16 protein-coding genes, 1 tRNA gene and 1 pseudogene are annotated in these 12,907 nt (G+C 70.2%); 5 read left to right on the top strand and 13 right to left on the bottom strand.

Translation table 11 applies throughout. The features are described from left to right. The 5 genes from ACH54P_RS26255 to rplJ form a co-directional block, all read right to left on the bottom strand. On the bottom strand, window positions 1-753 hold the full coding sequence (locus ACH54P_RS26255; RefSeq protein ID WP_285456228.1) for an MlaE family ABC transporter permease: 753 nt from the start codon (window positions 751-753) through the stop codon (window positions 1-3). A gap of 38 nt (window positions 754-791) precedes the next feature. Beyond that, entirely contained in the window at window positions 792-1,973 is a 1,182-nt protein-coding gene (locus tag ACH54P_RS26260) for an ABC transporter ATP-binding protein (RefSeq protein WP_489906017.1), read from the bottom strand. Window positions 1,974-2,275: 302 nt separating this feature from the next. Further along, window positions 2,276-2,422 (bottom strand): hypothetical protein, encoded by a 147-nt coding sequence (locus tag ACH54P_RS26265; RefSeq protein WP_489906018.1) that lies wholly within the window; start codon window positions 2,420-2,422, stop codon window positions 2,276-2,278. A gap of 124 nt (window positions 2,423-2,546) precedes the next feature. Further along, window positions 2,547-2,933 (bottom strand): 50S ribosomal protein L7/L12, encoded by a 387-nt coding sequence (rplL, locus tag ACH54P_RS26270; protein WP_489906019.1) that lies wholly within the window; start codon window positions 2,931-2,933, stop codon window positions 2,547-2,549. 49 nt (window positions 2,934-2,982) lie between these two features. Beyond that, window positions 2,983-3,537, bottom strand: a complete 555-nt coding sequence (gene rplJ / locus ACH54P_RS26275) for a 50S ribosomal protein L10 (protein ID WP_410668475.1) — start codon at window positions 3,535-3,537, stop codon at window positions 2,983-2,985. Window positions 3,538-3,998: 461 nt separating this feature from the next. On the opposite strand from rplJ, the gene ACH54P_RS26280 reads away from it, so the two are divergent. Beyond that, window positions 3,999-4,814 carry a hypothetical protein gene (locus tag ACH54P_RS26280; protein WP_489906020.1) on the top strand — a complete coding sequence of 272 codons (816 nt, stop codon included), beginning with the start codon at window positions 3,999-4,001 and terminating at the stop codon, window positions 4,812-4,814. 4 nt (window positions 4,815-4,818) lie between these two features. Here the strand turns inward: ACH54P_RS26280 and ACH54P_RS26285 are convergent, their stop codons facing one another. From ACH54P_RS26285 to ACH54P_RS26310, 6 genes are all read right to left on the bottom strand, one after another. Continuing rightward, entirely contained in the window at window positions 4,819-5,592 is a 774-nt protein-coding gene (locus tag ACH54P_RS26285; RefSeq protein ID WP_489906021.1) for an alpha/beta fold hydrolase, read from the bottom strand. Between the two features lie 78 nt (window positions 5,593-5,670). Beyond that, the gene (gene rplA / locus ACH54P_RS26290) at window positions 5,671-6,390 is read right to left on the bottom strand and encodes a 50S ribosomal protein L1 (RefSeq protein WP_489906022.1); all 720 of its coding nucleotides are present in this window, start codon (window positions 6,388-6,390) and stop codon (window positions 5,671-5,673) included. Window positions 6,391-6,469: 79 nt separating this feature from the next. After that, a complete protein-coding gene (gene rplK / locus ACH54P_RS26295; RefSeq protein WP_043781763.1) occupies window positions 6,470-6,907 on the bottom strand; it encodes a 50S ribosomal protein L11 in 438 nt (145 codons plus the stop codon). Between the two features lie 74 nt (window positions 6,908-6,981). Beyond that, window positions 6,982-7,845 (bottom strand): transcription termination/antitermination protein NusG, encoded by an 864-nt coding sequence (gene nusG / locus ACH54P_RS26300; RefSeq protein ID WP_489906023.1) that lies wholly within the window; start codon window positions 7,843-7,845, stop codon window positions 6,982-6,984. A gap of 73 nt (window positions 7,846-7,918) precedes the next feature. Next, the gene (secE, locus tag ACH54P_RS26305) at window positions 7,919-8,359 is read right to left on the bottom strand and encodes a preprotein translocase subunit SecE (RefSeq protein ID WP_489906024.1); all 441 of its coding nucleotides are present in this window, start codon (window positions 8,357-8,359) and stop codon (window positions 7,919-7,921) included. A 26-nt stretch (window positions 8,360-8,385) separates the two neighbouring features. Then, window positions 8,386-8,458 (bottom strand) — tRNA-Trp (locus tag ACH54P_RS26310). A gap of 271 nt (window positions 8,459-8,729) precedes the next feature. On the opposite strand from ACH54P_RS26310, the gene ACH54P_RS26315 reads away from it, so the two are divergent. The 4 genes from ACH54P_RS26315 to ACH54P_RS26330 all read left to right on the top strand — a co-directional run bounded on the left by ACH54P_RS26315 (window position 8,730) and on the right by ACH54P_RS26330 (window position 11,935). Then, window positions 8,730-9,620, top strand: a complete 891-nt coding sequence (locus ACH54P_RS26315; RefSeq protein ID WP_489916645.1) for a TIGR03619 family F420-dependent LLM class oxidoreductase — start codon at window positions 8,730-8,732, stop codon at window positions 9,618-9,620. Between the two features lie 70 nt (window positions 9,621-9,690). Then, on the top strand, window positions 9,691-10,041 hold the full coding sequence (locus ACH54P_RS26320; RefSeq protein WP_489906025.1) for a GntR family transcriptional regulator: 351 nt from the start codon (window positions 9,691-9,693) through the stop codon (window positions 10,039-10,041). Continuing rightward, window positions 10,038-10,994, top strand: coding sequence for a hypothetical protein (locus tag ACH54P_RS26325; RefSeq protein WP_489906026.1), 957 nt, complete (start codon window positions 10,038-10,040; stop codon window positions 10,992-10,994). The genes ACH54P_RS26320 and ACH54P_RS26325 overlap by 4 nt, the downstream gene beginning before the upstream one ends. Before the next feature lie 35 nt (window positions 10,995-11,029). After that, window positions 11,030-11,935, top strand: a complete 906-nt coding sequence (locus ACH54P_RS26330; RefSeq protein WP_489906027.1) for an SGNH/GDSL hydrolase family protein — start codon at window positions 11,030-11,032, stop codon at window positions 11,933-11,935. 84 nt (window positions 11,936-12,019) lie between these two features. Here the strand turns inward: ACH54P_RS26330 and ACH54P_RS26335 are convergent, their stop codons facing one another. Together ACH54P_RS26335 and ACH54P_RS26340 are read right to left on the bottom strand one after the other, a co-directional pair. Then, window positions 12,020-12,418: a MaoC family dehydratase gene (locus ACH54P_RS26335; RefSeq protein WP_489916647.1), complete on the bottom strand. Its 399-nt coding sequence runs from the start codon at window positions 12,416-12,418 to the stop codon at window positions 12,020-12,022. Between the two features lie 3 nt (window positions 12,419-12,421). Beyond that, window positions 12,422-12,862 (bottom strand): annotated as a pseudogene (locus ACH54P_RS26340) (MaoC family dehydratase N-terminal domain-containing protein); the annotation flags it as partial. Between the last annotated feature and the right edge of the window lie 45 nt (window positions 12,863-12,907).

The raw sequence follows: 12,907 nt of genomic DNA on the forward strand, positions 1-12,907 counted from the left end.
CTAGTCCAGCTTTCCGGGCACGATCTGCAGGTAGATCAGGGTGATCACGAAGTTCACGACGAACAGCAGCAGGAACGTGATGACCACCGACTGGTTCACCGCGTCCCCGACACCCTTCGGGCCGCCGGAGGGGTTGAGCCCCCGGTAGGACGCGACGACGGCGGCGATGAACCCGAAGATCAGCGCCTTGATCTCACCGACCCACAGGTCGGGCAGCTGGGCGAGAGCGGAGAAGCTCGCCAGGTACGCACCCGGCGTCCCGCCCTGCAGCACGACGTTGAAAAAGTAGCCGCCGAGCACGCCGATGACGCTGACCATGCCGTTGAGCAGGAGCGCGACCAGCATCATCGCGAGGGTGCGCGGCACGATCAGCCGCTGCACCGCGGAGACACCGAGCACCTCCATCGCGGCGATCTCTTCGCGGATGGTCCGCGCGCCGATGTCGGCGCAGACGGCGGAGCCGCCCGCGCCCGCCACCAGCAGCGCGGTGACCAGCGGGCTGGCCTGCTGCACGGTGGCGAGCACGGAGCCCGCGCCGGTGTAGGACTGCGCGCCCAGCTGGCGGGCGAGCGAACCGAACTGCAGCGAGATGACCGCGCCGAAGGGGATGGCCACCAGGGCCGTCGGCAGGATGGTCACGCTCGCGATGAACCACGACTGCTGGATGAACTCCCGCAGCTGGAACGGGCGCTGGAAGATGCCACGAACGATGTCGAGGCCGAGGGCGAACAGGTTCCCGGTTTCGCGGAGCATGCCGATTCCGGGGATCTTCGCCTGTGAAGCGGGAGAGCTCACCTGCCACCTGGCCCGTTGTCGCGGGGCGGTGGCATCCGGTGCGTGCCGGGTCTCTGCGGCTGGCCGCCGCCCGGGATGCGCGCCACCTGGTCGGCGGGCAGCTGGCCGTGGTGCTGGTTCGGGACGCCGTCACCCTGCGGGCGGGCCCCGACCTGCTGCGGCTGCCCCCGGTGCGGCCGCACGCCGTAGTGGCGCTGCTCCTCCGGGCTCAGCGATTCGATGATGCTCTCCTGCGCGGCCGGCGGGAGCCGGTGCATGATCTCCATGACCCGGTCCTTGCGGCGGACCGCGCCCATCCGGGTCGGCACGCCCGGCGTCGGCTGCATCTGCGGCGGCACACCGCTGACGTCCTCGACCCCGCCCGCGTGGTGCCCGGCCTCGAACATCGCCTGCTCGGCGGCCATCTGGGCGCTGTCCTTCTCCTCGGACATGCCGATCGGGCCCTGCATCTTGCCGTTGAGGAACTGCTTGACGACCGGCTCTTCGCTGGTCAGCAGCACCTCGCGCGGGCCGAACATGACCAGTTCCTTGCGGAAGAGCATGCCCAGGTTGTCCGGCACCGTCCGCGCCAGGTTGATGTTGTGCGTGACGATCAGGAACGTCGCGTCGATCTGCGCGTTGACGTCGAGGAACAGCTGCGAGATGTAGGTCGTGCGGACCGGGTCGAGGCCGGAGTCCGGCTCGTCGACGAGGATGATCTCCGGGTCCAGCACGAGGGCGCGGGCGAGGCCGGCGCGCTTGCGCATACCGCCGGAGATCTCGCCGGGGAGCTTCTTGTCGGCGCCGTTCAGACCGGTCATGTCGAGCTTTTCGAGGACGATCCGGCGGATTTCCGTCTCGGACTTCTTCGTGTGCTCGCGCAGCGGGAAGGCGACGTTGTCGTAGAGGTTCATCGAGCCGAACAGCGCGCCGTCCTGGAAGAGGACGCCGAACAGCTTCCGGATCTCGTACAGCTTGTGCTCGGAGCAGGTGACGATGTCCACCCCGTTGATCACGCAGCGGCCGCGGTCGGGCTTGAGCAGCCCGATCATCGACTTGAGGAACACCGACTTGCCGGTTCCGGACGGACCGAGCATCGCCGACACTTCGCCCGGAGGCAGCGTCAGCGTGACGTCCCGCCAGATGGCCTGCTTACCGAAGGACTTGGTCAGACCTTCGATGACCACCTCGGCACCCATCGCACCTCCAGGAGCTGTTCCGCGTCATTGCGCCCGCTGCCACACCCTGCCACCCCACGCCGGCGGCGGGTGCGGGCCAGTGGGCCCCGTGAACCCGCGTCAACCAGGTGCAACGAGCTGAGTGCGAACAGGTTACTCACCAGTTTTCTTTTCTGGCCAGCCCCGACCTCATCGTCACCCCGCCGTGATCGGCAACTGGCAGCAACCTAGTCCACGAAAACCGTGGTCGCAGGGCAACGAAGCCCCGAACCCACGATTTAGGGACCCGGGGCCAATCGGACACCGCTCCTAGGGGATCGGGCTCAGTGGGCCGCCGCGAGGAGGGTGAGGGCCGCGACGACCAGCAGGGACAGCACGGGGGCCGCCACGGCCGCCGTCGAGAGGGTCAGCAGGGGCCGGCGCGCGGACAGCTGCTGCGCCAGGAGCTCCAGGTGCCGGTCGCTCGTCATGCGCCTCCTTCGTCGCCTCGGAGTCGCTTCCGGGCGCGCGGGCGCTACAACGCGGAAGGGGCGGGCACCCGTTCGGGTGCCCGCCCCTTCTCGAGGTGGTGCGGAGGCGCTTGCGCGCCCCGGATCACTTGATGGAGATCTTGGCGCCCGCGGCCTCGAGCTTCTCCTTGGCGGCCTCGGCGGCCTCCTTGTCGACCTTCTCCAGGAGGGCCTTGGGAGCGGCCTCGACCAGCTCCTTGGCCTCCTTCAGGCCCAGGCCCGAGACGACCTCGCGGACGACCTTGATGACCTGGATCTTCTTGTCGCCGGCGCCCTCGAGGACGACGTCGAACTCGTCCTGCTCCTCGACCGGGGCGGCAGCGGCGGCACCCGGGCCGGCGGCGGCGACGGCGACCGGCGCGGCGGCGGTGACGTCGAAGGTCTCCTCGAACTCCTTCACGAACTCGGACAGCTCGAGGAGGGTGAGCTCCTTGAAGGCGTCGATCAGCTCGGCGGTGCTCAGCTTCGCCATGATGGCTTCCTCTCAGAAAAACGAACTAGACGTTCGGGGTGGGGGTGGTTCAGCTCTCGGCGGGTGCTTCGGCTGCTTCGGTACCGGTGGCGTTGCGCTGCTTCTCCTCCAGCGCGGCAGCCAGGCGGGCGACCTGGGACGCCGGCGCCTGGAACAGCGCGGCGGCCTGGGACAGCTTCGCCTTGAACGCGCCCGCCGCCTTGGCGAGCAGGACCTCACGGCTGTCGAGATCGGCGATCCGGTTGATCTCGTCCACGGACAGCGCTTTGCCGTCCATGTAGCCGCCCTTGATCACAAGCGCGTTGTTGTCCTTCGCGAAGTCGCGAAGCGCCTTGGCGGCGTCGACCGCTTCACCCTCGACGAAGGCGATGGCGGTCGCGCCGACGAACAGGTCCTCGAGCCCCTGGACGCCAGCGTCCTCGGCGGCACGCTTGACGAGGGTGTTCTTCGCGACCCGGTACTTGGCACTGGTGCCGAGAGCGCGGCGCAGCTGGGACAGCTGGGACACGGAGAGGCCGGTGTACTGGGTAACGACGGTGGCCGAGCTGTTGCGGAAGCTCTCCGCGATCTCGGCGACGGCCGCCACCTTGTCGGGCTTCGCCATGGTCGCCTCCTCTCTTGGCTAGTGTTTCCACTGGCCCGAAGAGCCCCCGAAACGACGAAACGCCCTCGCGCAAGCAGGCGCGGGGCGTCTTCCGGCACACAAGAGTGGCCGGGCCTCGTTCCTCCTGCGCGGGCCGCCCGGCAATGCGGGGCCTTCGTTCCTCGTGCCCGTGGGAGCACTCGGAAAACCAGCGGTCTTCGGTAGAACCATCGAGAACTATACCTGGTCGTCCGTCCAGGGTTCTCCGCCCCCCTGCGCTGACCAGCGTTTAGGGCGGCTGGGGGTTCCGCGAGGCGGCCAGGAGGGCATCATGGTCACGTGGCGGAGCAGCGCGATGACGGAAAGCCGGGCTCGGACATCGAACCGGCGGGACAGAACACGCCCACGGCCCCGCCTGGGAACGCCCCGTCTGCCGGGGGCAACGCCCCGGTGCCCGCCCCGCAGTCCGGGGAAGCGCCCCGGTGCCCGCCGCGTCCGGCCAGCCGCCGATCGATCCGGCGGAGCTGGAGCAGTTCCGCCAGTTCCAGCAGTTCCAGGACTACCTGAGGTTCACCCAGGCCCAGCAGGGCCACCAGCCGGCCCCTTCGCCCGGTGCCGGCGTGGTCCAGGCCCCGCCGTCACAGCCGCCGCTTCCACAGCCCAGCTCGGGTTCCGGCCAGCCGCCGATGATCCCGCCGGGCTACCAGCTGGTCCCGGCCGAACGCCGCCGCCGGGCGCCCCGCTGGCTGGGCTGGCTGGGCAAGAAGGTCATCGCCTGGGTACTGGCGATCGTGATCCTGGGCGTCGCGGGCACATGGCTGTACAACCACTTCTTCCCCAACGACGCGGGCAAGACCTCGGCCCAGCTGGCACAAGAAGGCGGCGGGAAGTACCAGACCAACCACATCCTTTCGACCAGCCCGTACGAAGCGGTCCGCGAGGTCTACGACGCCATCGCGCAGAACCTCGTCCCCCAGGCCTGCGGCCGGATGGACGAGCCCATCCAGCAGAAGTTCGCCCAGGACCTCGGGTACGCCGACTGCCAGGTCGCGGTGCACGAGCTGAACCGCAAGGTCACCAACAAGAACGACTACGCCGAGTCGATGCCCTCGTACGTCTCGGAGCCCCTGCCGGGCGACAGCTTCACGATCAGCTCGTGCCGGTTCGGCATCCGCGGCGGCCCCGCGCTGGGCGCGTTCACGGTGAAGAAGGTCGAGAAGAGCCAGTGGCTCATCACGGCGCACACGAACGAGCCCACGCCCTGCCCGCCGCCGCCGCCGCCCACGACGACTCGCTGAACCGTCAGCGGGGGTGCGGGGCCGAGAGGAAGGCCACCAGCGCTTCCGAGAACGCCGGGGACATCACCGCCGTCATGTGGTCGCCCGGGATGCGGACCAGCCTCGCCCCTGCGATCGCTGCCGCCAGGCGTTCGGGTTCTGCTGCCAGCTGGTCCTGGTCGCCCGCCAAGATCAGGGTGGGGACGCCGATCGCTGACAGCTGCAGGCTGCCTTCGCGCGAAGCCAGGGCCACCGCCGCCAGGGCTTGGCGGTCGCCGCCCACTGCGTCGGCCAACAGGCGGAAGGGGACTCCGGAAGGCGGGACCGTCGACGGGTCCTCCGCCAGCAGGGCCGAGGCGATGTCGGCCGGCTTGACGACGCGGAGGTCGACGCCGCCGAAGTCGACGATGCCCGAGCCCACGCCGCCCGTGGCCAGGCAGCGGATGCGCTTGTCGGCCGCCGTCACCGTCAGGGCGATGATCGCGCCCATCGAGTAGCCGACCAGGGACACTTCGTCGAGGCGCAGTTCGTCGAGCAGCGCCGAAACGTCGCGCGCCATGCTGTCCTCGGTGTAGCGGGACTCGTCGTGCGGCTTCTCGGAGCGGCCGTGGCCGCGCGCGTCCAGCGAAATCACCGTGAAGCCCGCCGACCGCAGCGCCGCGACGACGCCCGTGGAAATCCAGTTCGCGTTCGTGTCGGCCGCGAAGCCGTGCTGCAGCAGCACCGGGCGGTGGGCGCCGTCGCCCTCCCACACGGTGTAGTTCAACCGGAGCCCGTCGAACGACGCGAAAGTCGGCATGACGTCAATAAGACACGAAGAAAGGGCGCCCCCGCAGCAAGCGGGGACGCCCTTTCCGGTGATGTCCGACTCAGAACCTCAGACGCCGGCTTCCTCCGAGAGGAGGTTGCGCGTCCGCAGCGGGTCGACCGGGATGCCCGGGCCCATCGTGGTGGTGAAGGTGACCTTCTTCAGGTACCGGCCCTTCGCCGACGACGGCTTGGCGCGGAGGATCTCGTCCAGCGCGGCGGCGTAGTTCTCGACCAGCTTCTCGGTGTCGAAGGAAGCCTTGCCGATCACCAGGTGCAGGTTGGCCTGCTTGTCCACGCGGAAGTTGATCTTACCGCCCTTGATGTCCGAAACGGCCTTCGCGACCGCGGGGGTCACGGTGCCGGTCTTCGGGTTCGGCATCAGGCCACGCGGGCCGAGGATGCGGGCGATGCGGCCCACCTTGGCCATCTGGTCCGGCGTCGCGATCGCGGCGTCGAAGTCGAGCCAGCCACCCTGGATGCGCTCGATCAGTTCGTCGGTGCCGACCGCGTCCGCGCCGGCGGCCTCGGCCTCGGCGGCCTTGTCGCCGACGGCGAAGACGATGACGCGGGCGGTCTTACCGGTGCCGTGCGGCAGGTTCACGGTGCCGCGGACCATCTGGTCGGCCTTGCGCGGGTCCACACCGAGACGCATCGCGACCTCGACGGTCGCGTCCATCTTGGTCTTGGACGTCTCCTTCGCCAGCTTCGCGGCCTCGAGCGGCGCGTAGAGGCGCGCCTTGTCGATGAGCTCCGCAGCCTGGCGGTACGCCTTGCTGTGCTTGGTCATGCTTCTGTCCTTAACTTCGAAAACGGATCAGTGTGGTGACGAGCCAGCACCTGGCTCTCCCACGGTGTTGCTGCAGACGTCAGGCGTCGACGACCGTGATGCCCATCGAACGAGCAGTGCCGGCGATGATCTTCGCGGCCTGGTCGATGTCGTGCGCGTTGAGGTCGGTCTCCTTGGTCTTGGCGATCTCGCGGACCTGGTCCCAAGTGACCTTGGCGACCTTGGTCTTGTGCGGCTCGCCGGAGCCCTTCTCCACGCCCGCGGCCTTCAGCAGCAGCTTCGCGGCCGGCGGCGTCTTCAGCTTGAAGTCGAACGACCGGTCCTCGTACACGGAGATCTCGACCGGGACGACGTCCCCACGCTGCGACTCGGTCGCGGCGTTGTAGGCCTTGCAGAACTCCATGATGTTGACGCCGTGCTGACCCAACGCGGGGCCGACCGGCGGCGCGGGGTTGGCCGCACCCGCCTTGATCTGCAGCTTGATGATCGCCGCAAGCTTCTTCTTCTTGGGTGGCATTTCTTTTCCTGTCCTGTACTACGTTCCCCGCGTACCTGCCGTGGACGTGGGGACTGCGGCCGAGCGAGCGGCCGTCAGATCTTGGAGACCTGGTTGAACGACAGCTCGACCGGGGTCTCCCGGCCGAAGATCGACACCAGGACCTTCAGCTTCTGCCCGTCGACGTTGACCTCGGAGATCGTCGCCGGCAGCGTCGCGAACGGGCCGTCCATGACCGTGACCGACTCGCCGATCTCGAAGTCGACCTCGACGGCCGGGCCGCCCAGCGGCGCCGAAGCCGCGGTGGACTCGCCCTTGCCCGCCTTCGCGGGGGCTTCCTTCTCGACCCGCGGCGCGAGGAACTTCAGCACCTCGTCCACGGTCAGCGGCGACGGCCGCGAGGTGGCGCCGACGAACCCGGTGACACCCGGCGTGTTGCGCACCGCGCTCCACGAGGCGTCGTTCAGGTCCATCCGGACCAGGATGTAGCCGGGCAGCACCTTGCGCTGCACCTGCTTGCGCTGGCCGTTCTTGATCTCGGTGACCTCTTCGGTCGGGACCTCGATCTGGAAGATGTAGTCCTCGACGTCCAGGGTCTGGGTCCGGGTCTCGAGGTTGGTCTTCACCTTGTTCTCGTACCCGGCGTACGAGTGCACGACGTACCACTCGCCGGGCGCGGCCACGAGCTCGGCGCGCAGCTTGGCGACCGGGTCCTCGTCGTCCGCGGCGGCTTCGGCCTCGGGCTCGTCGGAGGCGGCCTCGGCCACGTCCTCGGCGCTCTCGGCGTCCGCAGCGTCTGCTGTGTCTTCCTCGGAGGAAGCGGCTTCGTCGACCTCTTCGCCGGACACCTCGACGGGCTCGAGGTGCGCGGACTCCTCGTCACCGAGTGCCGCGTGCACCTGCTCGTCGGAAAGCTCGGTCAGGTCGTGACCGGCTGATGTGCCGTTGTCGGAGGTCACGTTCCGTCCTCTCAGTTGATCATTGCCGGGGCCAGGCCGGGACCTGAGCCCCATCGGCGCGCGCCGGGGCGCGTCAGCCGAAGATGTGGCCGATGCCCCACTTGAACAGGAGATCCAGGCCACTCACCAGAGCCACCATGAACACCACGAAGACCAGCACGACCGCGGTGTAGGTGACCATCTGCTTGCGGTTGGGCCAGATGACCTTGCGCAGCTCCGCCCAGACCTCGCGGACGAAGCGCACCAGCCGCGCGAACACGGAGGCCTTCTTCGGCTTCTGGTCCCGCTTCGGGGTCGGAGCGCCCTTCGCGTCGGGAGCGGACTTCTCCCCCGACTTCCCGGCCGGACGGGTCTTGTCGTCCGCACGTGCCGCGGACTTCCCCGCCGGACGAGCGGTCGCACGTCGCTCACGCCGGGCAGCGGCTGTGACGGGACGGGACGGGCTCTCGGGCTTCTGCCCGGCGCCGTCCTGATCCTGCTCGCCGCCGCTGGCGTCGCTGTCGCTCACGACCACTCCTCCGCTCCACCAGTTCCGTTACGCAGGGGTGACAGGACTTGAACCTGCAACCTGCGGTTTTGGAGACCGCTGCTCTGCCAATTGAGCTACACCCCTGTGGAGCACCGATCGCTCGGAGCCCCGGAGGACGCATTCCATCATCCCCACCATCCAGGCGGGGATGACCGTAGTGCGTTCCAAGTCCCGAAGTCTACGGCAAGCCTCGCGAGAGCCCGCAACCGCGCCCCCCGATCGGCCACCGCACCCCGGTCGGCCAGCGGAAAACTCCCCGCCGGCCACCTGATCATGCCAGGATGTCCGCCATGACGAGCATGCACTGGTCGCCGGCCGGTCCGCCACGTCCGTCCGTCGTGGACCGGTGAGCGGGATGCGGCTCGGGCTCGCGCTCCCCCAGTACGGCAACCTCGCCGACCCCGCCGCCGTCGCGCGCTTCGCGACCGCGGCGGAGGACCTCGGCTACGCGTCGCTGTGGGTCGGCGACCGGATCCTGACGCCGCTGCGGCCGTCCGACCTCTACCCGGGCGGCGGCACGCCGGAGCACCCGTACCCGAAGGAGTTCGAGACCTTCGCGGACCCGTTCACGACACTGGCGACCGCCGCCGCCGTGACCCGCACGGCCCGCCTCGGGATGAGCGCCTTGACCGGCCCGGTCTATTCCCCGGTGCTGCTCGCACGGGCCCTGACCTCGCTCGACCTCGCCAGCTCGGGACGGCTGGACGTCGGCCTCGGGCTCGGCTGGCTGCGCGAGGAGTACTTCGCCGCGGGGGTGCCGTGGGAAGGCCGCGGCAAGCGGCTCGAAGAGGTGCTCGACGCCCTCGACGCGCTGTGGACCGGCGAACCGGCGGCGCACGACGGCCTGCAGTGGACGATCGCGCCGTCGACGGTCGGCCTGCGCCCGGCGCAGGAGCCGCGGCCCCCGGTGCTGCTCGGCGGGTTTTCGCCGCCGGCGCTGGCCCGCGTCGGCCGCCGCGCGGACGGCTGGCTGGCGGGCTGGATGCCCCGGCAGTACCTGCACGGCCTCTGGTCGGTCGCCGTCGAAGCGGCGGAGAAGGCCGGACGGGACCCGGGCGCGCTGCGCCGGGTGCTGCGGATCAACCCGCGGGCGGGCACCGGCGTCGACACCGTCGCCGACGTCCCGCCGTGCCTGGACGTCGCCCGCGAGGAAGGCATCTCCGAGGTCCTGGTCGACCTGCACTACGTCGCGAAGGACGTCGACCACGCCCTCGAACTGGCTGCTGAGCTGCGCGCCGAGATGTGACCCCGATCTCATCGCCCCACCGCTGAAACTCAGGCGAACAAAGCCGGTTAATTCTAGTACAGTTAGAACTATGTTCGTCCGCATCGACCCGGGCTCGACGGTCCCGCTCTTCGAACAGGTGGCGGCGTCGATCCGCCGCGGCCTGGCGACCGGCAGCCCCGCGCGCGGGGAACAGCTGCCGCCGGCCCGGGAACTGGCCGCGGCGCTGGAGATCAACGTCCACACCGTCCTGCGGGCGTACGCCGTGCTGCGCGACGAAGGCCTCATCGACCTGCGACGACGGCGGGGCGCCGTCGTGCTCGGCGGCGCACCGGCCCGGGCCCGGCTCACCGACCTGGTCGCCGGCCTGGTCGACGAAGCGAAGCGCACCGGCGTCGGCCTGGACGAGCTCACCGGGTTGATCAAGGAGAAGTACTCATGACCAAGCTGATCCGGGTCCTGACCGCGACCGCCGTGCTCCCGGGCGCCGCGCTCGCCACCGCGGGCGTGCTCGCGAACGCGTGGCGGGACCGGCTGCCCGACCCCCTCGCGACGCACTGGAAGGACGGGCCGAACGGCGCCAGCCCGCTCGGGCTGTTCGTCGCCGTGTGCTTGGCGCTCGGCGCGGTCGTCACGGTGGTCCTGGTGGTGACGGCGGTCGGCGCGCTGCGCCGCGGGCGGCCGCTGCCGCGCCTGAGCGTCGGGATGGGCGCCGGGTTCGCCGCCCTGCCGCCCGCCGTCCTGCTGTCGGTGCTCGTGCCGAACCTCGGCGTGCCGGACTGGCACGCGGCGCGCGGCGGCGCCGTCGTCGTGCTCTTCCTGCTGGGCGTGGCCGTCCTCGGCGTCGCGGCGGCGTTCGCGGGCGGCCTGCCGGCCCCGGTTCGCGAAACCCGGGCGGACCGGCCGACCGTCGGGCTCCGGCCGGGCCAGCGCGCGTTCTGGTCGAGCCGGGCGGAGAACCCGGCGGTGCTCTGGGCGCTCCTGCTGATCCCCGTCGCGATCGCCGGCGAGCGCGCCGGGGTCCCGTGGCAGCCCGCCGTCTGGATCGCGTTCGTCGGGGTGCTGGTCACGGCGTTGACCTACCGCCTGACGGCGACGGTGGACGCCACCGGCGTGACGATCCGCTTCGGCTTCTTCGGCGTCCCGTGGCGGCACGTCAAGCTGGGCGACATCCGCGAGGCGACCGCGCGCGAACTGGCGACGTTCGGCGACGGCGGGCTCGGCCTTCGCTTCAACCCGGTGACCGGCACGACGGCGTACAAGGTGCGCGGCGGCCCGGCCTTGGCGCTGTCGCTCGGAAGCGGGCGGACCGTGCTGGTGAGCGTCGACGACCCCGAGACGGGTGCGGGCCTGCTGAACGACCTGATCGCGCACAGCGTCACCCGGATTGACTAGGTCGGCGCGGCCGGGAGCCCGGTAGAAACGAAGAAGTGGCGAAGAAGAGCGGTGGCGGCGGCTGCCTCGTCGTCGTGCTCGTGCTCGGGCTACTGGCTTTCGGGTACTACAAGTGGCAGCACGGCTCTTCGTCGGCGCCGCCCGACGGCGCGGACACCGGCGGCGGCACCGGCCGCTACGTGGCGCTCGGCGACTCGTACACGTCGGCGCCGCGGACCGGGCGGCAGGCCGGGACCCCGGCCGGCTGCGAGCGCTCCGACGACAACTACCCGCACCTCGTCTCGGCGAAGCTCAAGCCTGCCGAGTTCGCCGACGTCAGCTGCAGCGGGGCGACCACCGCGCACCTGACGGCCGCGCAGAAGACGTCGAACGGCACGAACCCGGCCCAGCTGGACGCGGTGACCGCGAAGACGACCCTGGTGACGCTCGGGATCGGCGGCAACGACGTCGGCTTCATGGCGCTGGCGTCGTCCTGCGCGACGTCGCAGCAGGCCGCGTCGCCGTGCAAGGACCGGCTGACCGCGGGCGGGCACGACCAGCTCGCCGAGCGGATCGACGCCACCGCGCCCGCGGTCGGCGCGGTCCTCGACCGGATCCACGAAAAGGCCCCGGAAGCCAAGGTGGTGGTCGTCGGCTACCCGACGGTCCTGCCCGACGGCGACGGCTGCTGGCCCACGCTGCCCTTCGGCGCCGGCGACATCGCGTACTTCCGCGACGCGCTCGGCAAGCTGAACAAGATGCTCGAGGACACCGCGGACGCCCACCGCGCGGGCTACGCCGACACGGCGACGCCCGGCAAGGGCCACGACGTCTGCTCGGCGTCCGGCGAGCGCTGGGTGGAGGGCCTGCTGCCCGCCTCGCCCGCCGCGCCGCTGCACCCCAACGCGCGCGGCGAGCGGGGCATGGCCGACGCCGTCCTGGCCGTGCTGGAACTGCCCTAAGAGTTCGACCCGCTGACGCCCTTCGCGCCAGAAGCACAGCCCAAGATCAAAGCAGGTCACCGTCACCTGCTTTGGGGACCGGCCCTAGCGGCGGACGAGCGCCTGCGGCTTGCCGAGCACGGTCTTGCCGTCGAACTTCACGACGAGGTCGATGCGGGCCGTGCCGTCGTCCTGGACGTCGGCGACCTTGCCGGTGATCTCGACGAGCGCGCCTTTAGGGGTGTTCGGCACGACGACCGGACGCGTGAAGCGGGCGCTGAAGTCGACGAGCCGGCCGGGGTCGCCGAGCCAGTCGGTGACGACGCGGCCGGCCACGGCCATGGTGAGCATGCCGTGCGCGATGACGTCGGGGAGGCCGACGTCCTTCGCGAACGCCTCGTTCCAGTGGATGGGGTTGAAGTCCAGCGCCGCCCCGGCGTACCGCACGAGCTGCTCGCGGGTGATCCGGACCTCGAGGGCGGGCAGTTCGTCGCCGGTGTTCACGCGCTCTCCCCGCACCACGAGCTGCGCCTTCGTGGTGGCGATGTGCGCGCCGTCGCCGTCGGTGATCTCGGCGCGCAGGTTGATGAAGTCGTTGCCGGCCCTGGCCATGATCCGGTCGATGTGCGTCGTCAGCAGCAGCGTGTCACCCGCGTGCGCCGGACGGCTGTAGGTGAACTGCTGGTCGCCGTGCACCATGCGCGAGTAGTCGAGGCCGAGCTCGGGGTCGGAGACGATCGAGTTGATCGACGCGAGGTTGATGATCGTGAGGAACGTCGGGGGCGCGATGACGTCCGGGTAGCCGGCCGCCTTCGCGGCTTCGGGATCCCGGTAGAGCGGGTTGGTGTCGCCGATCGCGTCGGCGAACTCCCGGATCTTCTCCCGGCTCACTTCGTAGCTGGTCTGCGGCGGGTACACCCGCCCGGTGAACGACTGGTCCAAGGGCACGACGACGAGGCTATCAACAGCAAGAAGCCGCCCCGGGAGTCCCAG

The sequence above is a fragment of the Amycolatopsis sp. N2S4-7 genome (genome assembly GCF_058119595.1).